The organism is Kordiimonas lacus (assembly GCF_001550055.1).
Lineage (GTDB): Bacteria > Pseudomonadota > Alphaproteobacteria > Sphingomonadales > Kordiimonadaceae > Kordiimonas > Kordiimonas lacus.
Map to the genome: position 1 here is coordinate 557839 of NZ_LRUA01000010.1, position 21462 is coordinate 579300.

23 protein-coding genes are annotated in these 21462 nt (G+C 58.5%); 11 read left to right on the forward strand and 12 right to left on the reverse strand.

The genetic code is table 11. The features are described from left to right. Positions 1-41 precede the first annotated feature (41 nt). Positions 42-578, reverse strand: a complete 537-nt coding sequence (gene infC / locus KORLAC_RS17550) for a translation initiation factor IF-3 (protein ID WP_068308941.1) — start codon at positions 576-578, stop codon at positions 42-44. Between the two features lie 128 nt (positions 579-706). Continuing rightward, positions 707-2698 (reverse strand): threonine--tRNA ligase, encoded by a 1992-nt coding sequence (gene thrS / locus KORLAC_RS17555; RefSeq protein ID WP_068308943.1) that lies wholly within the window; start codon positions 2696-2698, stop codon positions 707-709. Between the two features lie 157 nt (positions 2699-2855). Between thrS and KORLAC_RS17560 the strand changes: the two genes are divergently transcribed. From KORLAC_RS17560 to KORLAC_RS17575, 4 genes are all read left to right on the forward strand, one after another. Beyond that, positions 2856-3605: an alpha/beta fold hydrolase gene (locus KORLAC_RS17560; RefSeq protein WP_068308945.1), complete on the forward strand. Its 750-nt coding sequence runs from the start codon at positions 2856-2858 to the stop codon at positions 3603-3605. Between the two features lie 20 nt (positions 3606-3625). Continuing rightward, positions 3626-4258, forward strand: a complete 633-nt coding sequence (gene nth, locus KORLAC_RS17565; RefSeq protein WP_068309411.1) for an endonuclease III — start codon at positions 3626-3628, stop codon at positions 4256-4258. Beyond that, a complete protein-coding gene (locus KORLAC_RS17570; RefSeq protein WP_068308947.1) occupies positions 4255-4713 on the forward strand; it encodes a hypothetical protein in 459 nt (152 codons plus the stop codon). The genes nth and KORLAC_RS17570 overlap by 4 nt, the downstream gene beginning before the upstream one ends. 78 nt (positions 4714-4791) lie before the next feature. Then, positions 4792-6261 carry a M20/M25/M40 family metallo-hydrolase gene (locus KORLAC_RS17575; RefSeq protein WP_068308949.1) on the forward strand — a complete coding sequence of 490 codons (1470 nt, stop codon included), beginning with the start codon at positions 4792-4794 and terminating at the stop codon, positions 6259-6261. 388 nt (positions 6262-6649) lie between these two features. Here the strand turns inward: KORLAC_RS17575 and KORLAC_RS17580 are convergent, their stop codons facing one another. Next, positions 6650-7108: a GNAT family N-acetyltransferase gene (locus KORLAC_RS17580; RefSeq protein ID WP_068308951.1), complete on the reverse strand. Its 459-nt coding sequence runs from the start codon at positions 7106-7108 to the stop codon at positions 6650-6652. A 37-nt stretch (positions 7109-7145) separates the two neighbouring features. On the opposite strand from KORLAC_RS17580, the gene KORLAC_RS17585 reads away from it, so the two are divergent. Then, complete coding sequence (locus KORLAC_RS17585; RefSeq protein WP_068308953.1) at positions 7146-7553, forward strand: HIT domain-containing protein; 408 nt, start codon at positions 7146-7148, stop codon at positions 7551-7553. On the opposite strand, the gene KORLAC_RS17590 is transcribed toward KORLAC_RS17585, so the two are convergent. Further along, a complete protein-coding gene (locus KORLAC_RS17590; RefSeq protein ID WP_074519240.1) occupies positions 7546-8346 on the reverse strand; it encodes a class I SAM-dependent methyltransferase in 801 nt (266 codons plus the stop codon). The genes KORLAC_RS17585 and KORLAC_RS17590 overlap by 8 nt on opposite strands. Before the next feature lie 146 nt (positions 8347-8492). Between KORLAC_RS17590 and KORLAC_RS17595 the strand changes: the two genes are divergently transcribed. Continuing rightward, the gene (locus tag KORLAC_RS17595; protein WP_068308957.1) at positions 8493-9035 is read left to right on the forward strand and encodes a hypothetical protein; all 543 of its coding nucleotides are present in this window, start codon (positions 8493-8495) and stop codon (positions 9033-9035) included. 156 nt (positions 9036-9191) lie between these two features. Further along, complete coding sequence (locus KORLAC_RS17600; RefSeq protein WP_068308959.1) at positions 9192-9557, forward strand: hypothetical protein; 366 nt, start codon at positions 9192-9194, stop codon at positions 9555-9557. Positions 9558-9622: 65 nt separating this feature from the next. Here KORLAC_RS17600 and purH read toward each other — a convergent pair whose 3' ends face one another. The 4 genes from purH to KORLAC_RS17620 form a co-directional block, all read right to left on the reverse strand. Continuing rightward, the gene (purH, locus tag KORLAC_RS17605) at positions 9623-11203 is read right to left on the reverse strand and encodes a bifunctional phosphoribosylaminoimidazolecarboxamide formyltransferase/IMP cyclohydrolase (protein WP_068308961.1); all 1581 of its coding nucleotides are present in this window, start codon (positions 11201-11203) and stop codon (positions 9623-9625) included. A 54-nt stretch (positions 11204-11257) separates the two neighbouring features. After that, on the reverse strand, positions 11258-12997 hold the full coding sequence (locus KORLAC_RS17610) for a heparinase II/III family protein (protein ID WP_068308963.1): 1740 nt from the start codon (positions 12995-12997) through the stop codon (positions 11258-11260). A gap of 19 nt (positions 12998-13016) precedes the next feature. Further along, positions 13017-13679, reverse strand: a complete 663-nt coding sequence (gene rpe / locus KORLAC_RS17615; RefSeq protein ID WP_068308965.1) for a ribulose-phosphate 3-epimerase — start codon at positions 13677-13679, stop codon at positions 13017-13019. 70 nt (positions 13680-13749) lie between these two features. After that, complete coding sequence (locus KORLAC_RS17620; RefSeq protein ID WP_206595002.1) at positions 13750-15063, reverse strand: RsmB/NOP family class I SAM-dependent RNA methyltransferase; 1314 nt, start codon at positions 15061-15063, stop codon at positions 13750-13752. Positions 15064-15194: 131 nt separating this feature from the next. Between KORLAC_RS17620 and KORLAC_RS17625 the strand changes: the two genes are divergently transcribed. The 3 genes from KORLAC_RS17625 to olsB all read left to right on the forward strand — a co-directional run bounded on the left by KORLAC_RS17625 (position 15195) and on the right by olsB (position 18236). Further along, the gene (locus tag KORLAC_RS17625; RefSeq protein ID WP_068308970.1) at positions 15195-15914 is read left to right on the forward strand and encodes a hypothetical protein; all 720 of its coding nucleotides are present in this window, start codon (positions 15195-15197) and stop codon (positions 15912-15914) included. Continuing rightward, complete coding sequence (locus KORLAC_RS17630; protein ID WP_068308972.1) at positions 15911-17269, forward strand: AmpG family muropeptide MFS transporter; 1359 nt, start codon at positions 15911-15913, stop codon at positions 17267-17269. Before KORLAC_RS17625 ends, KORLAC_RS17630 begins: the two co-directional genes overlap by 4 nt. A gap of 64 nt (positions 17270-17333) precedes the next feature. After that, positions 17334-18236: a l-ornithine N(alpha)-acyltransferase gene (gene olsB / locus KORLAC_RS17635; protein ID WP_068308974.1), complete on the forward strand. Its 903-nt coding sequence runs from the start codon at positions 17334-17336 to the stop codon at positions 18234-18236. A 47-nt stretch (positions 18237-18283) separates the two neighbouring features. On the opposite strand, the gene KORLAC_RS17640 is transcribed toward olsB, so the two are convergent. Genes KORLAC_RS17640 through KORLAC_RS17655 form a run of 4 tightly spaced genes read right to left on the reverse strand, consistent with a single transcriptional unit; the run spans position 18284 to position 20316 of the window. Beyond that, positions 18284-18934 (reverse strand): DUF938 domain-containing protein, encoded by a 651-nt coding sequence (locus KORLAC_RS17640; RefSeq protein ID WP_068308976.1) that lies wholly within the window; start codon positions 18932-18934, stop codon positions 18284-18286. Continuing rightward, complete coding sequence (locus KORLAC_RS17645) at positions 18931-19167, reverse strand: DUF6460 domain-containing protein (RefSeq protein WP_068308978.1); 237 nt, start codon at positions 19165-19167, stop codon at positions 18931-18933. Before KORLAC_RS17645 ends, KORLAC_RS17640 begins: the two co-directional genes overlap by 4 nt. Positions 19168-19202: 35 nt before the next feature. Then, complete coding sequence (locus KORLAC_RS17650) at positions 19203-19646, reverse strand: hypothetical protein (protein ID WP_074519239.1); 444 nt, start codon at positions 19644-19646, stop codon at positions 19203-19205. Continuing rightward, complete coding sequence (locus tag KORLAC_RS17655; protein ID WP_068308982.1) at positions 19630-20316, reverse strand: EI24 domain-containing protein; 687 nt, start codon at positions 20314-20316, stop codon at positions 19630-19632. The genes KORLAC_RS17650 and KORLAC_RS17655 overlap by 17 nt, the downstream gene beginning before the upstream one ends. A gap of 158 nt (positions 20317-20474) precedes the next feature. Between KORLAC_RS17655 and KORLAC_RS17660 the strand changes: the two genes are divergently transcribed. Continuing rightward, the gene (locus KORLAC_RS17660; protein ID WP_068308984.1) at positions 20475-21461 is read left to right on the forward strand and encodes an adenosine kinase; all 987 of its coding nucleotides are present in this window, start codon (positions 20475-20477) and stop codon (positions 21459-21461) included. Position 21462 lies beyond the last annotated feature (1 nt).

Here is a 21462-nt window from a genome sequence, read left to right on the forward strand (position 1 = left end):
GGATGAGGGCGGTTTTCTGAATTCTTTTTGTGGAAAAGCGCTTATTTTGGCGCGATCACCATGATCATCTGACGGCCTTCCATTTTCGGCCGCGCCTCGATCTTGGCTTCTTCTTCCATCTCACCGGCTACCTTGTTGAGGACTTGCATCCCCAACTCCTGGTGCGCCATCTCACGGCCACGGAACCGGATGGTTACTTTCACCTTGTCACCCTTGCCGATGAACTGGTGAATCTTCTTCATCTTGGTTTCATAGTCATGAACGTCGATGCCAGGACGCATCTTGATTTCTTTGACTTCCTGGGTCTTCTGGTTCTTCCGTGCAGCGTTGGCTTTCTTCTGCTGCTCGTACTTGAACTTGCCGTAGTCGAGAACCTTACATACAGGGGGTTCCGCATTTGGCGAGATTTCAACCAGGTCCAGCCCGCTATCGCGCGCGATTTCCATCGCTCTCGCTGCCGTTACTACACCGTGGTTTTCACCCTCTGCTCCGATCAGGCGTACCTCTGGTACCCGGATTTGATCGTTCACGCGCGGCCCAACCTGTTTGGGTGGAGTCGCAAATTGCCCTCTACGTATGGTCAGTTCTCCTATATTTTGTTGACCGTTCTAAATGTGTAGCGAGCCACAACTGCGGCCCGCCTATCGATGTACTATAGCCGTTCTTTTATGTCCTGCAAAGCCTTGAAACGCTTAGCGTTTGCTAATCAGGCCTTGCCAGACGGCATTTCTGCCTCAGCCTTGAGCGCTGCGACCACATCAACCAGTGGTGAAACCGTCTGGTCATTGGAGCCAAGGCGCCGCACGCTGACTGTTTTTTGTTCCGCTTCGCGCCCGCCAACCACAAGGATAGCAGGCACTTTGGCGTGGCTGTGCTCGCGGACCTTATAGTTGATTTTCTCGTTCCTGAGGTCCAGCTTGGCGCGCAAACCGGCGGCCTCAAGTGAGGCAAACACTTCCTTCGCATAGTCGTCGGCGTCAGACGTAATCGGCGTCACAACGGCCTGCGTTGGCGCCAGCCACAGCGGCATGCGGCCAGCATAATGCTCGATCATGATGCCGATGAAGCGTTCCAGCGTGCCCAGGATCGCGCGATGCAGCATCACAGGGCGGTGCTTGTTGCCGTCCTCGCCAACGAAGCTTGCGTCCAGGCGCTCCGGCAGCACGAAATCAAGCTGCAGCGTGCCGCACTGCCAGGTCCGGCCAATGGCGTCACTGAGGTGGAACTCAAGTTTGGGGCCGTAGAAGGCACCTTCACCCGGTGCGAAATCATACTCAAGCCCGGTTTCCTTGAGCGCATTTTCCAGCGCGGCTTCAGCCTTGTCCCAGGTTTCGTCCTCGCCGGCGCGTGTTTCGGGGCGCGTGGCCAACAGAACCTTGAATTCAGGGAAGCCAAGATCGCGGTACACGGATGCCAGCAGGTCACAGAAAGCCACGCTTTCGGATGTGATCTGGTCTTCACGGCAGAAAATGTGCGCGTCGTCCTGTGTCATCTGGCGCACGCGCATCAGGCCGTGCAGCGCACCGTGCGCTTCGTTCCGGTGGCAGCAGCCAAATTCGGCAAAGCGAACCGGCAGGTCGCGGTAGCTTTTGATGCCCTGCTTGAACACCTGTACGTGGGCCGGGCAGTTCATCGGCTTCAGCGCCATCAGCTTGGCGTCGGAAGACACGATTGGTGCGTCTTCTTCTGTCGATGGGATCTCGTCCGGCACAACGAACATATTCTCGCGGAACTTGGACCAGTGGCCCGACTGTTCCCAGAACTTGCTGTCCAGCAGCTGCGGCGTCTTGATTTCCTGGTAGCCAGCACCCTGCAGGCGGCTGCGGATATATTTCTCCATCTGCAGCCAGATGGTATAGCCCTGCGGGTGCCAGAAAACGCTGCCTTGCGCTTCTTCCTGCAGGTGGAACAGGTCCATCTCGCGCCCCAGCTTGCGGTGGTCGCGTTTCTCGGCTTCTTCAAGCCGGTGCAGGTAGGCTTTCAGCTCTTTCTTGTCAGTCCAGCAGGTACCGTAGATGCGCGTCAGCATGGCGTTCTTGCTGTCGCCGCGCCAGTAGGCGCCCGCCACCTTCATCAGCTTGAAGGCGTCGCCCAGCTTGCCGGTGGACGGCAGGTGCGGGCCACGACAAAGGTCAAGCCACTCGCCCTGGCGGTAAACGGTGATCGGCTCACCTTCCGGCAGGTCGGAAATGATCTCGGCCTTATAATGCTCGCCGATCTTCTTGAAGTAAGCGATGGCGTCATCCCGGTCCCACACTTCACGGGTGATGTCTTCATTGCGCGCCACGATTTCATGCATGCGCTTCTCGATCACCGCGAGGTCGTCCTCGGTGAAGGGCTTGTCGCGCGCGAAATCATAGAAGAAGCCGTCCTGGATGTTCGGGCCGATAGTAACCTGCGTACCCGGGAACAGTTCCTGCACGGCTTCGGCCATCACGTGGGCGCAGTCGTGGCGCAGGAGGTCAAGCGCGTCTTCCGTGTCGCGCTTGGTCACGATGGAAACGTCAGCGTCTTCCTCGATTTCGCGGGTCAGGTCCCACATCTCGCCATTCACTTTGATGGCAAGCGCAGCCTTCAGGAGACCCGGGCCGATGTCAGCCGCGAGTGTGGTGCCGGTCACCGGGCCATCAAACGTGCGCACGCTGCCGTCTGGCAGGCGCAGGTTGACCGGGTTTTGGACACTCACATTCTCGTTCATCGGTTGGATTCCTTAAAAGTAAAAATCAGAGAAGTGCGAGTTAACTACGGTCCGCGTGGAAGTCAAGCAAAGGCTAGGCTTTTGTGTGCTTGAGCGCGAAAAAGAGGCCTGCTAGGGTCACCCAAACGTCACAGCGTATCCAGTGGGGGAAAATCCAATGACGCAGCCGGCTTTCCTGAAAACAGATCATGGCACCAAAATCGCCTACCATAAAAGCGCCGGTTATGGCCCCGGCGTGGTGTTCCTGGGCGGCTTCATGAGCGACATGGAAGGCGGCAAGGCGCTGGAGCTTGAGGCCTACTGCCGCCGGGTGGGACGCGCCTTCGTGCGCTTCGACTATTTCGGCCACGGCCAGTCGTCGGGTGCGTTCGCTGACGGTACCATTGGCCTGTGGCTCAAGGATGCGCTGGCGGTTATCGACTGGCTCACCGAAGGGCCGCAGATTCTGGTCGGCAGCTCCATGGGCGGCTGGGTTTCCCTGCTGGCGGCCAAGGCGCGGCCGGGGCGGGTGAAGGGTCTTGTGGGCATCGCCGCCGCGCCCGATTTTACCGTCTGGCACTGGGACGCCATGAGCGCCGAGGACCAGCAGACCATCATAGAGGAAGGCAGGCTTGAGGTTTATTCCGACTATGGGCCTGACCCGTATGTGTTTACCAAGGAGCTGTTCGACGACGGCTGGCAGAACCGCATCAACAACGGCCCGATCCATCTGGATATCCCTGTGCGGCTCATTCAGGGCACGGCTGACCCGGATGTGCCGTGGCAGACGGCCTTAAAGATCGCGGACAATATTACCGGCGAAGACACGGAAGTGATCCTGGTGCCGGGCGGCGACCACCGCCTGTCGCGCGACGTCGACCTGAAGCGCCTTGTGCGCGTTGTTGACGCCTTAGCGAAGGACATCTGATGGCCGGGAAATACAGCAAGCTGAACCGCCAGCAGATTTTCGACTTTTTCGCGCGCCTCGCCGAAGACAACCCGAACCCTGAGGGTGAGCTTGAGTATGTGAACGACTTCACGCTTCTGGTGGCGGTGGTCTTGTCCGCCCAGGCGACCGACGTGGGCGTCAACAAGGCCACGCGCAGCCTGTGGCCGGTGGCGGACACGCCGGAGAAAATGCTCGCGCTCGGCGTTGACGGCCTGAAGGAGCATATCAAGACCATCGGGCTTTATAATTCGAAGGCTGAGAATGTCATCAAGCTGTGCCGCGACCTCATTGATAAGCACGGCGGCAAGGTACCCCAGACCCGGGAAGAGCTGGTGGCGCTCGCGGGTGTCGGGCGCAAGACCGCCAACGTGGTGCTGAACATCGCCTTCGGCCAGCCCACCTGCGCCGTGGACACGCATATTTTCCGGGTGTCGAACCGCACCGGCCTCGCGCCCGGCAAGAATGTGGACAAGGTCGAAGACGCGCTGATGAAGGTGATCCCCGATCCCTTCAAGCTGCATGCCCACCACTGGCTGATCCTCTTGGGCCGCTATATCTGCAAGGCGCGCAAGCCCGAGTGCGCCAAGTGCAAACTGACGGACATCTGCCTGTATAAGGAGAAGACGCTGTGAAGTGGCTGGTTCTTGTATATCTGCTATTGCTTGCTGGGTGTGCAGGCCAACCTGAAACCGGGGAGACAACCGGCCCCATCGTCTTGAATTCACAGACTTCGCCTGATGGTTTGCATTTTTCATTTTCCCAATTTGAACACTTCGGATCTGCGAGCGGTGGTTTTGTTCTGAAATCTGATGGAACGGTACTCAGCGGAGGAAAAAGGATCGCACGAAGCAAGAAATTGTGGGCACAGGTTGTTGCGTTGTTCGAAAAATATGAGGGTGTGGACGAGGAAAGAGAAACCGACTTTTGCCTGTCTCATTACACAGAGGTGAACTTGGTGGTAAAGGTTGGCGGCAAAGTTGTTCGTTTATACTACGGTGAATGCGAGAGCAGCTCTGATAAAGCAGGACGGGAAATTCTAGGTCTCTTTATAGAGTTTTTGGAAAGCAAGGGTCTGAGGTCGGGATGATAGCGAACCTGAGCGCTTGTGACATATCAACAGCCAGTTCCGAGTTGGTGAGTGTGGGCGAAATTGCGGGGGAAAACTATGCGCGTTTTGGGATATCTGGTTGTGGGCCTTGTGGGGCTTATTGTTTTCATGGTGGCCAACACGGTGGCGATGCTGCCAGCGGGCGAGGCCAAGAGCCTGAAGCCTGCAAGCTATGACGCCGCAGACGCCCGGCGCATGGCGGAAAACCTGGCTGGTGCCGTGCGCTATCAGACTATTTCCCACAGCCTTGACCGCGCGCCGGACCATAAAGCCTTCAAGGGCTTTCATGATTATCTGGTGACAACCTACCCGAACGCGCATGCAGTGCTCGAGCGCGAAGTCGTCTCAGACTATTCCCTGATGTACCGCTGGCCAGCGGCCTCTGGCACGGCCAAAAAGCCCATTGCGCTCGCGGCCCACATGGATGTGGTGCCGGTGCCGGAGGTCGGGCTTGCCGATTGGCCGCAGCCGCCGTTTGCAGGCGTGATCGACGACGACGGCATCCTGTGGGGCCGCGGCACGCTGGATGACAAGGGCATGCTGATTGCCGTCATGGAAGCTTTGGAAAAGCTGGCGCGCGCGGGCTTCACGCCTGACCGCGATATCTATTTCCTGTTCGGCCATGACGAGGAGCTGGGCGGCGACAAAGGCGCCGCCGTGATGGCCGGGATGCTCAAGGATCGCGGTGTGCAGCTCGCGTGGCTGATGGATGAAGGCTCTGCCATCCCGGACGGCATCATCCCCGGGGTGAAAAGCCCTGTGGCGCTGATCAGCCTTGGCGAGAAGGGGTCCGTGACGCTCAAATTCTCCGCCACTGACGATGGCGGTCATTCAAGCGCGCCCAAGGATTATACGGCGGCCTCGCTCGCGGCGGCAGCCGGTGTTGCGGTGACGGAAAACCAGTATCCGCTGGTGCTGGACGAGCATCTGGAATCTTTCCTCAAGGCCGTGGCGCCCGAGCAGCCCTTCCTCAATCGCTTCATGATCGCCAACCTCTGGGCCACCCGCGGTGTCATGGCGGGGGAGCTGGCCAAAAGCCCGACGGTGGCGGCCTTCATGCACACTACCACGGCTTTCACCATGATGCAGTCGGGCACCAAGACGAACATTCTGCCCCAATATGCGGAAGCCGTGGTGAATTACCGCATTCACCCGCGCGATACGGTTGAGGGCGTCGTGGCCCGCGCGACCGAGCTTATCGGCGATGACCGGGTGACGGTTACAAAGATGAGTGAAGGGCGCGAAGCCACCAGCATGTCTGATCCTGAAGGTGCGGGCTATAAGGCGATTGCCGATGCGGTGAAGGCAGAGTTCGGCGATATCCCCATCGCCCCCACGTTGACGGTACAGGGCACCGACGCGCGGCACTATGGTGGTGTGGCGGACGGTGTGTACCGTTTCATGCCGCTGGTGGTGGGCAAGGATACGCTCAAGCAAATCCACGGCACGGCAGAGCATATCTCCATCGAAGCCCTCGCCCGGCAGGTGAGTTTCTTCGAGACGTTGATTAGAGGAACGGCGGAATAGAACAGTTGCTGCAAACTAGCTAATGGTGTTTATATTTCCGAGGGAGGTAGTTGCCCCGTTGATTTAGTAGCTTAATTAGCATTTCGAAGGTTTCGAACGCTTATGAGGCTTAACTGTAATTGTTTTAGGACCAGGCTTCTTGCCGGAACGCACTGTCCGAGTAACTTTCTTACAGGCCATGTAAATCACCCCTTTCTTTTGCTGTAGCAATTTGTGGGTTGGCAACTCCTCCTTTCATTCCACAAAAAAAGCATTTTAGGGCAACCACCTACTCTATATGGTAGCTGTTCTTGGTCCATGCACCAATATGCAGTGCTTAAGGCCTTGTTTTCAATCGTTAAAATATGGTTAATGTTCGCTTTATGTTCCGGCGAATCGGGTTCGCTTCTTAGTGCGGCCTTGGGCACTCCATGATCACCAGCCGTTCGCCGGGAACGGTCTTGAGGTCCTCGCCCACTTCCGTAAAGCCCAGCTTGCCGTACACATGCCGGGCGCGGTCGTTCCTCTCGTAGACATCCAGCCACACAACTTCGGCCTTGTGATTGGCGAAGAAATAATCAAGCACTGCCTGCATGAAGGCCTTGCCGATACCGTCACCGCGGCGGGCGACAATGATGCGGCGCCATTCCACGCGCCCAGGCGCGTTATCCATCAGGATCGCATAGCCCAGTTGGTGGCCTTCGATATCCACAGCGATGAAATAATGATAGGCAGGGTCTTTGAGGTTCGCATGATGCGTGGCCTCGTCCCAGGAATGGACGAAGGTGTTGGCCGGGTCCATCTCCAGCGAACGGATGAAAAAAATATCATCTTCCGTGGCTTTGCGAATATGATGAAAACGGTACATGGCCATGTCCCCCATAACCCGAGTTTGAGGATCAAGTATGACAGACTTCACCCTGCACCCGCAACTGGCAAAGGACACAGTGTTTGTGACCAAGCTGACACTCTGCCGGGTGCTGCTGATGACAGACGCCACCTACCCCTGGCTTGTGCTGGTGCCTGAGCTTGGCGATATTCGCGAATTGCATCAGCTCGAGGGCGAGGACCAGCAGGTCCTGATGCAGGAAATCACCTTTGTCGCAGCAAAGCTTGAGGCGCTTGTGGGGGCGGACAAGATGAATGTGGCGGCGCTTGGCAACATGGTGCCGCAGCTGCATATCCATGTGATTGCGCGGTTCGAGAGCGACCCCGCCTGGCCCGGCCCCGTATGGGGCGCGGTGCCCGCCAGGGCTTATACAGAGGAAGCGCTGGAAGCCCAGGTAGAAAAACTGCGCTCCTGCCTTACCTGACAGCGGTAAAGACGATGGCTTCGAGCGGTGTGCTGCCACTTTGCCCGAAGGCGGTTTGAAGCGCGCGTTCAATCGCATTGACAACAGCGTCCGGGTCACCGCCGCGGTCCAGAATTTCCTCCCGGATCGGGTTACCGAACACCAGCGCTTTGGCGAACTGGCCAATATCCTTGATCGGCGACTGGTGGCACAGGCGGGTGTGTGTGACATCGCTGAATCCGGCGTCGCGCACGGTTGCCTCAATCGCCGCCACGTCATGATAGCCGAAGGGTACCTGATAGAATGTGGGCGGGTCGGTCTCGAAGAACTGGGCGACGGTGTTGTGGGTCAGCTCCGCAAACGGATTGTTGGCCCAGCTGTCCCAGACATTGAAGATATAGCGTCCGCCGGGCTTCAACACCCGGCGCGCTTCCATGAGCGACTGCAGTTTGTCTGGGAAGAACATGATGCCGAACTGGCAGACAAGCATGTCGAACATACCGTCATCAAATGGCAGGTCCTGCGCGTTCGCCGGCTGGAAGTTGACGCCAGCCTCGCCCTTGAGCTTGTTCTGCGCCACGCCGAGCATGGGCGGATTGAGGTCCGTCGCGGTTATCGTTGCGCCAGCCGGGAGGGCACGGCGCAACGCCTGTGTCACAATGCCGGTGCCAGCCGCCAGTTCCAGCACGCTCCCCGGCCCATGGGCCGCCGCGCGGGCGCTGATGTCGTTGGCATAATGGTGAAACAGGACGGGCCCAAGCCCCTCGTCATAGAAGGTGGGGACACTGCCCACAAAATTGGCGCTGGTAGACATGAAACCTCCCATCCTAAAAGACAGGGATAGCATATTTAGCGCCTGTGGGATATCGCCCGTGTATCGCCCGTGCAAAACTCGTTGCCGACTTGCGCAAGCTAATTTAGTGTTCATGCCACATGATTGGCTATCAAGGGGAGGGAACCATGCCACAGGATACAGGGGCGCAAGCCGCCCAAGCGGATGACGCCGTCAGCCGCGTGCTGCGCAGCAACGCCGATGACTTCGAGAAAAAAGATGTGATGACCATGGCCATTTGCGGCTTTATCATCGCGTGCCTGTCCCTGTTCTGGGCGTGGCTTTTCTATTTCACTGTCGACGAGGGGCAAGTGCTCGGGCTGATGCAGCTGGTGCATGCACTGGTGATGGCTGGCTTGGCCGTCTTCACCATCAAGCAAGTGAAACTTGCGGGTACCATGCTGTTCGCGCTGGTAGCCGCGGCGCTGGCCAGCAACTTCATTTCCGGTCTCTTTGCCGAACAGGTCAGCTATTTGGGGCTGGGCATAACCCTTGTGGTTGCGCTGTTTGTGCTTGGCAAAATGTATCCAGGGCTTGGCTCGTTGAAGGTCCTCGCTGACAAGGCCGAGCACAGTGGCAGCACCAATGTTGTCACGATGGTTCTGGCCGGGATCGCAGGCCTGCTGATCCTTGAAATGGCCTACCTGACGGTGATGGTCATCCTGGCCTAGCCATCAGATAGTTCTTCCGAGAGGTGACCATGGAAAGGCTGGTGCATATGCACCAGCCTTTTGTGTGTCTGGGCAGCCTAAAAAACTATAGGAGGTTATGTGCTCCCATAGGGTGTACATTGCCCCATCTTCAATGCTAGATGCTAGGAGGGGACCATGCGCCAGACTGTTTCGACACTCGCGGCAGCAGCGCTGATTTTTGCCACATCAGGATGTGGTAATGACAGCCAGACCAAGGAACAAACGGAAGACCCAACATTGCCTTCGAAAGAATGCAATGAATTTACCACAGGCACTGTCAGCCTGACTATTGCAGGCAACCCGAACGACAGCTTCCGTATCATCATGAAATGCGGCAATCAGGTCGTGACCCAATGTACCGCGACGGTGCCCGCAGGTGGCAATGCCGCCAGCTGCACCAATCAGGGCCCTGCACCGAACGGTGGCAGGATGACCTGCCCTGTTGGACCAGGCAACGGCAACACGCCTGCCGCCCGTGTGGTCACCAGCGGTTGCGGTTGATCGCTTTCATGAAAAAGGCCGGAGCATACGCCCCGGCCTTTGGTGTCATTGCTTAACGACCGCTTCTAGTGGCGGAAGTGGCGCATGCCTGTGAAGACCATGGCAAGGCCGGCTTCATCGGCTGCTTTGATCACTTCATCGTCGCGCATGCTGCCGCCCGGCTGGATCACAGCCGTCGCGCCTGCTTCTGCCGCGGCCAAAAGGCCGTCAGCGAACGGGAAGAAGGCGTCAGAGGCCACAACGCTGCCTTTCGCGAGGCTTTCTGCGTCACCCGCCATCTCGGCGGCCTCGCCCGCGCGGATCGCGGCGATCCGGCTGCTGTCGCGGCGGTTCATCTGGCCGGCGCCAATGCCCACGGTCATGCCGTCGCGCACGTAAACGATGGCGTTCGATTTCACATGCTTGCCAACCTGGAAGGCGAACAGCATGTCCTTGAGTTCGTCTTCTGATGGCGCGCGTTTGGTGACAACCTTCAGGTCGTCAAGCGTGACGCGGCCTGTATCGCGATTCTGCACGAGGAAGCCGCCAGCCACGGTTTTTACCATCTTGGCTGCCTGGGTTGGGTCCGCAAGGCCGCCGGTGGTCAACAGGCGCAGGTTTTTCTTGGCGCCGATGATGGCTTTGGCCTCATCTGTGACATTGGGCGCGATGATCACTTCGGTGAAGACCTTGATAATCCCTTCTGCCGTCTCTGCGTCCACGGTGCCGTTCAGGGCCACGATGCCGCCGAAGGCGGAAACCGGGTCACACTTCAGGGCCTTCTCGTACGCTTCCTTGAGCGTTGCGCCCTTGGCCACACCGCACGGGTTGGCGTGCTTGATGATAGCAACCGTTGGCACGGATGGGTCGAACTCGCTCACCAGCTCAAACGCCGCATCGGTGTCGTTGAGGTTGTTGTAGGAAAGTTCCTTGCCCTGGTGCTGCACTGCGGTGGCGATGCCCGGACGGTCTTCGCCATTCTTGTAGAAGGCCGCTACCTGGTGCGGGTTTTCGCCGTAGCGGCATTCCTGAACCTTGGTGCCTGCAAAGGTGCTGCGGTCAGCGAAGGTCACGCCGTTCTGTTCGGCGTACCACTGGCTGATCGCGGTGTCGTAGGCGGCGGTGCGGGCATAGGCCTTGGCTGCCAGTTTCTTGCGCATTTCGTGCGTGGTGCCGCCCTCAGATTTGATCTGCTCGATGATCTCCGGATAATCGGCCGGGTCTGTCACGATGGTGACGAAGGCGTGGTTCTTGGCTGCCGACCGCACCATGGCGGGGCCGCCGATATCGATATTCTCGATGCAAGTATCGAAGTCAGCGCCAGATGCTACTGTTGCTTCGAACGGGTAAAGGTTTACCGCCACCAGGTCGATGCCGCCGATGCCGTGCTCTCCCATTGCCTTCACGTGCTCCGCATTGTCGCGCAGCGCCAGGAAGCCACCATGGATTTTGGGGTGCAGCGTTTTCACGCGCCCGTCCATCATCTCGGGGAAGCCTGTGTGGTCTGCCACTTCCTTCACCGGAATGCCGGCATCGCGGATGACTTTGGCGGAACCGCCAGTGGACAGGATTTCAACGCCCTGATCCGCAAGCGCCTGTGCGAGATCAACCAGCCCGGCCTTGTCGGAAACCGACAGAAGGGCGCGTTTGATAGTGACTTTGGTCATAGTATAGTAGCCTCATATTCAAGCTTCCGCGCCCGCAACCCAACAGCAGACTGGTCAGAAGCTCATTTCACTCAAAACCCAGCTTAATGCGGGTTGCTCATTCCCCTCCCGCGCCAGGCGCACCACAATCTGGCGCGATGGCACCGGATGATCAGGGCGGCTGAGATAAAGGCTTTCCTCAATCTCGGCTTCCCCGCCATCAACGTCGAAAATCCAGGTCTTGCCTGCCCGCGTCTCAAGCGTGATGCGGCCGTCTGAGGCCTTCAGTGCGCTTACATTCGGGTGCAGGTGGAACCGGAGCAGCATCTCCTTGCCCTCAAGCTTCTTGATCTTGGGGCCAAACAATTTGTCGCTGCCCTTCAGGCGCGTGCCGTCGGCTGACAGGTCCAGCGTGCGCTCGTGCTTCACGCCGAAACGCTTCAGGTATCCGTTGTGTGTGTGGCGGATGCGGGTGCTTTCGTCCGTCTTTTCCCGGATGGTCAGCGTCTCCGAAACGCCCGGGCCCATGCGGCCCCCTTCCAGGAGACGGCTTGAATTGCGGTCCGCAATAATCAGCGTTGAATGGGCGGCGGTGGTGCGCGCCAGTTCTGCAAGCGCCGGGATGGGCCCACGCTTCGAGGCGTGCCCCACATTCACGATCAGGCGCTCGAGGCCCGTCGAGAATTCAAACGCTGCCGTGCCGGCGTGCGCTTTGCGGCTATAGGCCGTCGGTGGCGGGGCACCTGCGTCCATGATCAGGACGGACCGGCCCGCTTCCACGCGCTGAAACCCGCTGTGGGCGGCATTCTCGATTGGCTTGCCTTTGGCCTCACTGGCGGCAAGAACCGCGTTGGAGCCATGCCCGCCTTCAGCGGACGTTCCGCCGAACTGGGCAAAGTTGCCGTCGCCGTGACGCATGGCGCGCACGAACGGCCCGATTTTGTCGAGCGTGATCTGCACCCAACCGGGCAGGTCTTCGCCGCGGGTGGTGTAGGCGTCACGCACAAGCACCAGCAGCTGCATGGTACGGATGGCGTCGGATGTGTTGCGGCTGACCGGGCCGCCATCGGCCAGAATGAAAGTGGAAAGCGTGCGTTCGAGCGCGCGCGCGCCTTTGGCCAGCAGCGTGTCGGATGACGGCAGCAGCAGGCCCGCAAGCGTCAACGCCGCAGCGGTATAGACGCGCGGCAGGCCTTCGTCCGTGTCACCCAACACCCGGCTGAGGTGGCGGCTCTGTTTAGCGACAGATGTCAGCACCTTGGACCGGTAAACCATGTCGGATGACGACAGGATCAGCGGCGCGTGGGTGAACCAGTTGATGATGCGGCGTGCCACGGTTTCGGCGGCCCACACATCCTTGAACCAGTCTTCACCGAAAGGCAGCCACCAGCTGAGGATGGTCTCTGCGGCGTCGCGTGCCTTGGTCTGGTCATTGACCTGCGCCAGATCCTGCAGCCAGTGGAAGCTGTGGGCGTAGGTCTGAAATTCAGGAGACGCGTTTTCCAGCCTGATCCAGAAGTCTTCGCCCAGCGCGTGCTGCTCGCCTTCAAACAGCATGTCGCCGCCGAATATGGCGGACCCAAGCGTTGCGTTGCCGGGCGCCGGGTCATCGGGGCTGCCCAGCAGCTGCATCGGGTGACGGCCCTTCAGCCGGTGCGCATAAAGTGGGGAGGCATAGCCCCATTCGCGGATGGTGCGGCCCAGTTTCCTGAGTGTGCGGGCGGCAAGATGGCTGCTTTGATCGCGCCTGAGCGTAGAACGCGAGGTGGGCGCTGTCGCTGCATATTCGGCAATTTGATCAAAGGCCGCGTTCATCGCCGCCTGCTCCCTTGTTCTAAAGGTTCTTCAGTGCTGCAATATTTGGGGCGTACATGTCAGGCCCGCCCTTGAAGGTGGCGCTGCCGGCCACCAGCAGGTCTGCGCCTGCCTCCACGACCCGACGAACTGTTGCCGTGTTCACGCCGCCGTCCACTTCCAGGTCGATATCAAGGCCCAGCGCATCGATGCGCTTGCGGATATTCTCGATCTTTTTCAGCTGGCTTTCGATAAAGCTCTGGCCGCCAAAGCCCGGGTTCACGGACATCACCAGGATCAGGTCCAAGTCTTCATAGAGATAGTCAATGACCGTCTCGGGCGTTGCCGGGTTAAGCGAGATGCCTGCCTTCACGCCAAGGCCGCGGATTGCCTGCAGCGTCCGGTGGATATGCTTGCCCGCTTCGGCGTGGGCGGTGATGATATCGGCGCCCGCTGCCGCGAAGGCCTCGAGATAGGGGTCGACAGGGTCGATCATCAGGTGCACGTCGAACGGCTTTTCGGTGTGGGGGCGCAGCGCCTTCACCACATCGGGGCCGATCGTGATATTGGGCACGAAATGACCATCCATCACATCAATATGGATCATGTCGGCGCCTGCGGCGTCGACGGCTCTGACTTCCTCACCCAGTTTGCTGAAATCTGCAGACAGGATCGAGGGGGCTATTCTGACTGGCTTTTGCATGGGGCCTCCATATCAGGTTGCCCCTTGTCCCGCAAGCGCCAGATAGCGTGGTTTGCGGGGTGGGCAGGGCTTATTGCGTCTTTTTCAATCGGGCGGCGAAAAATCCATCCATCCCGCCTTCATTTGCCCGTTTTGAGGGCAGGCACAGAAGGTCGCCTTTGTCGGTTACAAGTTCGCTCATGCCACCAATCTCATCCGCTTCCACGGGCACCCGTTCGGCACCGGATTCGCGCGCGAGAAAGGCCTCGACCTGACCGACCCCTTCGGCGGCTTCAAGGGAGCATACACAGTAAACCATCGTGCCGCCAGCGGGCAGTAGCGCGAAAGCATGATCAAGGATGCGCGCCTGCAGGTTAGCGAGCTTCGCCACATCTTCAGGTGCTTTGGTCCAGGTAACGTCCGGGTTGCGGCGGAGCGTGCCTGTGGCGGAACAGGGAGCGTCCAGAAGGATGGCGTCAACGGGCGTGTCTGGTGTGAAAGTGGCGGCGTCTGCCGTAACGACCGTGGCTTCAAGGCCAGTACGCTCAAGGTTGGCACTCAGGCGCTTCAGGCGGTTCTTGTTGCGGTCAACGGCGGTCACGGTTGCGCCGGCGGCTGCCAGCTGCATGGTCTTGCCGCCTGGTGCGGCGCACAGGTCCAGCACATGCTTGCCCTTGATGTCGCCCAGAAGTGCGACCGGCAGACTGGCAGCGATGTCCTGCACCCACCAGGTGCCGTCCTCATAGCCCGCAAGCTTGGTCACGTCCGTGAGCCCGCGCCTGAGCGTGCCGTTTGGCATGATCCTGGCGTCCAGCCGGTCGGCCCAAAGGCCTGCGTCTTCACTCGGCTTGAGGCTGATATCCAAGGAGGGGCTGGTTTGCAGTGCGCGGGCGATATGCTGCATTTCTTCCTCGCCGTATGTGGCGCTCCAGCTGTCGGCCAGCCAGGTGGGCAGATCGTCCTGCGGGCGGCTGTTCAGGCGCTCCAGCAGTGCGCCCTGTTCCCGCGCCGCGCGCCTCAGCACCGCATTCACCAGCCCGGCGAAGCCCTTTTCCTTGCCTGGCAGCTCTTTGATCAGTGTCACGGTCTCATTGACCGCGGCATGGTCGGCGGTGCGCATCAAAAGGATTTGGGCGAGGCCGGTCAGGATAGCGGCTTCGGTCCAGGTGGCATTTCGTGGCAGGCCGCGCTCCAAGAGGTGGCCCATCAGCGCCTTGAGGCTGCCGAAACGGCGGAGCGTCAACATCACCAGGTTCATGACGAAGGCGCGGTCGCGCACGTCCAGGTCCGCACCCTTGGTGATCTCATCCAGCGCCGCGTCAAACGGGCGGTTCTTCAGCGTTACGGCCATCAGAATCCGGATGGCGGCTTTGCGGGCCTTGAGGCCTGTATTTTCGCTCTGCATGTTCATGCCGCTTCATAGCCTTGTTCCGGCCCCAAAGGGAAGGGAAAAGCAACGGGTGCCAACCAATGATGCGCTTGCGCGCGCGTCCATTGCCGCCTACTAAAGAATGAACCATGGGGAGGATAGCATACATGATCGAAAGACTTGCGATCGATGCCCGCTTTAAGGGCCCACCAAACAGCGGCAATGGCGGCTACTCATGCGGCGTGATGGCGCGCCACCTCAAGGGCGCCGTTGAGGCCAGCCTGAAGCTGCCGCCACCCCTTGATACCCCGCTTGAAATTATGCAGACCGATGGCGGCGTGACCATGCAGCATGGTGATACGCTGGTGGGCATTGCCAAGCCTGCAACGCTGGATCTTGAAGTGCCTGCGCTCCCCTCACCGCTGGTGCTGGGGGGAGACCCGGTGGACGCACCCGGCAGGCCAGCGAAATTCAGGCCTTTCGGCACTTGCTTTGTGTGCGGGCACGACCGCACGCACCCGGACGGCCTGTGCATTCATTCGAAACTCGTGGATGGCCATGACGGCATGGTTGCCAGCCAATGGGCGCTTGACGTGGGCTATGCAGACGAGGCTGGCAATGTGGCCCCTGAATTTATCTGGTCGGCGCTGGATTGCCCTGGCTATTTCGCCTGTGCACCGGGCGAGGCCGCGCTCCTGGGCCGTCTGACCGCTGAAATCCTGGCACCCCTCAAGGCTGAGGGTGAGGCCACCGTGATCGGCTGGGACCTCGGTGGTGCAGGCCGCAAGCGCCGCTGCGGCACCGCGATTTACGCGGCTGACGGCACGCTCGTCGCCAAGGCCGAAGGCCTGTGGATTGTCGTTGACCCCGAAAAGATCAAGGCATGACGGAGACCGCCGAAGAGCAGGCTCTGCCAATTGGCCAGCGAATTGGTCGATTGTTCCTGACATTCTTCAAAAAGCCGCTGTTGGGGGCTTTCCTTCTGGGCATGACGTCCGGCTTTCCGTTGACCATCATCCTCGGGATCATGACCACTTGGCTGCGCGAGTATGAAATCGACAAATCAACAATCGGTATCTTCACGTGGGCTACCCTGCCTTATGCGCTGAAGGTGCTATGGGCGCCGCTTCTGGACCGGTTGAAGCTGGGAACATTGTCCAGCCGGTTCGGTAGGAGACGGAGCTGGATTTTGATCGTTTGCGCGGCCATGGCGTTGGCGATCTGGTCTATGTCACAACTGACGCCCGAAAGCCATTTGGTGGCCATCGGAACCCTGTCAGTGACCATCGGTTTTCTTTCGGCAAGCCTTGATATCCTGGTTGATGCATACCGTATTGAAGTGACGGAAGAGAAAGACCTTGCCCACAGCGCAGGCATGTATCAGTGGGGGTATCGTTTTGCCAACCTGATCGCGGGTGCGGGTGTGTTTTTGGTGGCTGATCAGTTAGGTTGGTCCTTCGCTTTGTCACTGTTGCCTATCTTGGTCTTGCCTGGCCTTCTGGCGATCCTGTGGCTTGGCGAACCCAAGGTGTTTGAGGATGATTTTCTGAGGGAAGAGCGCGCGCGCCACAGCCACCTGTCGCCGTATCAGCTGCAGGTCTATGAAGCCGTGATTCTGCCCTTCAAGGAGTTCATTCTGCGACCACACTGGCAGTGGATTTTGCTGTTTATTGTGCTGGTCAAGTTTGGTGACGTGATGGCATCGGTGATGACGGGCCCCTTCCTGGTTGATCTTGGTTTCACACTCACAGAGATGGCGATTGCCAACAAAACGGTGGGCGCAATAGCAGCCGCGGCAGGTGGCGGCGCGGGGATTTTTGTCTGGTGGTGGTTCGATACCTTCAAGGCGCTGCTGATCAGCGTTATTTTCATGATGGTCACGAACCTGGGTTTTGTTGCGCTCAGCGTGATCGGGGCAGATACCACGGCGCTTGCCATCACGGTTGGCCTGGAGAATTTTGCGACAGGTGCAGGCGGCACGGTGATGATCGCCTATTTTGGCAGTCTCTGTAATCTGTCCTTCACCGCAACCCAATATGCCTTGCTGTCCATGCTGTCTGGTCTTGCACGCGGGTTCTTCGGTGGCTTCACGGGTATTGCGGCGGATGCCTTGAGCTGGACACAGTTTTTTCTGGTATCCACTGTCATGGCTGGGCCGGGACTGATTGCGCTTCTCATTCTTTGGAAAAAGGATATAAGGGCGCGCAATCTTGAAAATGTTACCCAGAAAGGCGACATTTGATGTCATGATGTGGTCAGATTGCTGTAATAGAGCTGCAACTTATTGCATCTATTAGGATGGTCTTATGAAAAGATATGCTCGCATTCGCCCTCGTGTCGCCGCGGCCCAAGCCATGGCCGGTGCTCCTTCTTATGTCCGACAAGGCAGCCTTGAGGTGCGTCTGGCGCGGTCCTTCAAGGAAATCAAGGCAGCGCAGAAGCTGCGCTACAAGATTTTCTACGAGGAAATGCATGCCAAGCCCGATTGGCGCATGCGCATGACCAAACGCGACATCGACCCCTATGATACGGTGTGCGACCACTTGCTGGTGATCGACCATGACCGGCCGAAATCGAAGCGGATTGTGGGCACCTACCGACTTCTCAGGCAGGAAGTGGCGGAGCGGAATAATGGTTTCTATTCCGCAGGTGAATTCGACATCAAACCGCTGATGAGCGACAAGTTCAAACAGCAGATGGGCGAAGGCCGACAGCTTCTGGAACTGGGCCGGTCCTGCGTCCATAAGGATTACCGCGCCAACAGCACCATCAACATGCTGTGGAAAGGCATTGCCGAATATCTGAAAGAGCACAAGATTGCTTATATGTTCGGTTGCGCCAGCTTTGAAGGCACGAACCCGGAAGAGTTCAAAGAAGCCTTCTCCTACCTTTATCACAATCATCTTGTGCCAGACGACTTTCACGTAAAGGCGCTGGATGGCCAGTATATCGAGATGAATAACATCGGCGAGAGCGAGCTGGATGTGCGTATGGCGCGCCGCGCACTGCCACCGCTTGTCAAAGGCTACCTGCGCATCGGTTGTTTCATTGGTGACGGCGCTGTGGTTGACGAACAGTTCGGCACCACGGACGTCTTTATCCTGCTGCCGGTGGAACGGATCGCCAAGCGCTATTCCAAACATTACGATGTGGGCGAGATGGCGAACGACAGCACTGAAGCGGAAGCGGTAGAAGCCGTATCCAGCTAACGTTGGTTAGTACTGAAGACCTGGGCGCTCTGTCATAGGCAGGGCGCTTATTTTTTGAATACCAGCGAGAAATTGTTGGCGGGCATGGGGATGACTTCAGGCTTCCCGAAGCCGGCTTCAGCAGCCAATTCCACAACGGATTCCATATCCCGAACACCCCAGGATGGATCGCGGCTCTTGAGTGAGGCGTCAAAGGCTTCGTTGGATTCTGAGGTATGGGCGCCAAAACGTTTGTAGGGGCCATAGAGATAGAAGACGCCGCCGGAGCCGAGGGTTTCGCCCGCACCGGCCACGAGTGTCTCTGTGACTTCCCAGGGGCTGATGTGGATCAGGTTTACCGCCATCACAGCAACCAGGGGGGCGGGCAGATGGTCAATCGGCCATCGGTCTTCGAGGACATCAAGGTGTTTGGCAGGCAAAATATTGTCCTGGCCAACATGTATGCGCCAGGCGTCAATACTGGCGATGTGGCGTGGGTCGATGTCCGTTGGTTGCCAATGGAGGTTAGGGAAATGGCCTGCCATATGGGCCGCATGCTCGCCGGTGCCGCTGGCGACCTCCAGGAGGCTGCCACGTTCCGGCAGGTGCGTCTTCAGAACCGCCAGGATCACATCCCTGTTGCGGGCAGTCGCTGCCGCGCGTAGGCGCGCGTCCGCCGTTTCATCTTCATGCTGCCCAGGATCGAAAAAGCGCGTCATCCGCGCCGCCGCCGGTTCTTGAACTGCATGATCAGATAGACCGGCACGACGATGGTTGCACCCAGCAGTACATACTGTAGGCCGCTACCCACCAGCCAGTCCCAGAGGGTGGCGATCTTGTTTGCCAGCCAGCCGTATACGTCGCCAGGGCTCCATTCCAGCCAGTATAGCAACAGCCCGACAAGGAAGCTCCAGACCGCCAGTTTGATGATGACGCCAGCGTTCAGCTGCATTTGTGTGTCTCCCTGTGTGGTGCCTTCCGGCCCTTCTATTTGTCAGGCCAATTGCCGTTCGGCAAGACTTTCATCAGGCAGGCTTGCGTATCCGCCGTCTTTCCGTCCAGGCTGCGCGCAGCAATATAGTGTGCCTGGAAATATTCATTCTGGTTGGGTTCCCGGAACACAACTTCAAGAACACAGTCATGATTTTCGAACAGCATCACCTGCACGGGGCCGTCGCGGCGCACCAGCGTTGGATCGCCCAGAAGGGTAACGACCTCGCGCGGGTTCAGGCCCTGCAGGCGTTCCGGTTCCGGTGGCGGTGCCGCAGGAAGGGTTTCTTCTTGCGGTGCGATTTGTTCGGTTTCAACGACAGGCTCTGGCGCCTGGGTCTGCGGTGGTTCAACCGCAGTAGGTCCACAAGCGGCAAGTAAGCTGCCGGCAGCGCCCATAAGCAGAAATTTTCGGGTGAAGCTCTTAACGGTCAAAGACACGGCCATCCTCATGCGCCAGAAAGTGGAAGATATGGGTCATCATCGCGGCGCCGATGATAGGCGCCAACAGGTTAAGAAAAGGAACAGCAAAAAGTGCTGCAATCGTGGCACCGCCCATAAAAATCTTGCCGCCATAAAGCCTGCGCATGCGGTTGACCTCACGGGCGGGCATGTGGCGGATGGCCACCATCTCGAAATATTCCCGACCCAGAAGGAAGCCATTGACCGCGACAAACAAGATAAGCGTTCCGATACCGGTGAACAGCAGGATCACATAGGGCACGAAGGCGATGATGTTGACCAAAATCACTAGCAAAGTCAGTTTGAGCGCACCGAAAATGACGTCTGTGAGTGCTACTTTACGCATGGCCTTGCGATTTGGGTAATATTCGTCCTCGACTGCATCGGCGATTTGGTCGGTCAGGAAGCCCATAACCATGGTCACAAGACCGGGGAACAAAACATAAGAGCCGATGATCGACATGGTCCAAAATCCGGACTGGTCCAGCCAGTCGATACCGCTGGTCCAGTCTTCCGGCCAATATGCATAGAGTGCGTAATTCAGTCCGATAAGCGTCAGAATGGCGGCAATTAGGGCAATGAAAAATACACTGCGGAACTTGGGATGAAAAAGCTGCTGCCAACTTCGATTAATGGCTCGGCCGATCATGATATTTTCCCCTCGCATCAATTATTCTGGCACGTGGCGTGCCTCTTGTTATCCTGAAAAGATAGGCACAAGCATCAAGGCTTGCAATGCTGCACATGTTTTCTATGGTGCGTTTCAGGAAAAACCAAGGGGGAATCCCCGACCGTAAGGGATCAGACATGTCGGAAAAATTTCAGGTTCTGTGCATCGGCAACGCCATCGTGGACATCATTGCCCGGGTGGATGACGCTTTCCTTGAAACGCACGAACGGATCAAGGGGTCGATGATGCTGGTGGACGCCGACACATCCGCGCGCATCTATGATGACATGCCGCCCGCGGTCGAGCGGTCCGGCGGGTCGGCCGGTAACACGGCGGCGGGTATTGCGTCCCTTGGCGGCAAGGCTGCCTACATCGGCCGGGTGCATGACGACCAGCTTGGCATGGTATTCCGGCACGACATTCGAGCAATCGGCGTTTCCTATGAAACCGCCCCGGCGAAGGAAGGTGCGCCAACCGCCACCAGCATGATTTTGGTAACGCCCGATGCCCAACGCACCATGAGCACTTACCTGGGCGCATGCGGTGAGCTGAGCCTGAGCGACATTGATGAAGATGTTGTCGCAAATTCGGCCGTCACCTACATCGAAGGCTACATGTGGGACCGGGACCATCAGAAAGAGGCTGTCCTGCGGGCCATGGATGTGGCGCACGAGCACGGCAACCTGGTGTCGCTCTCGCTTTCTGACAGCTTTTGTGTCGACCGTTTTCGGTCGGAATTTGTCGACCTGGTGGAAAGCAAGGTGGATATTCTCTTTGCCAATGAATCCGAGATTACCTCGCTGTACCAGGTGGACAGTTTTGAGGAAGCCATGGAGCGCTTGCGCCCCCATGTGAAACTGGCGGCGCTCACCCGGTCCGAAAAGGGGTCAGTGATCCTGACCGCTGATGACGTGGTGACGGTTCCGGCGCATCCGACGCACGTGGAAGACACCACAGGTGCCGGTGACCTGTATGCTGCGGGTTTCCTTTTTGGCTATACCAGCGGCAAAGACCTGGAAACATGCGCAAAGCTTGGCGGGATGGCTGCCGCTGAAGTTATTTCCCACCTGGGCGCCCGCCCCGAAGCCAACCTGGAGGAACTGGCTGCCAGAGAAGGTCTATAGC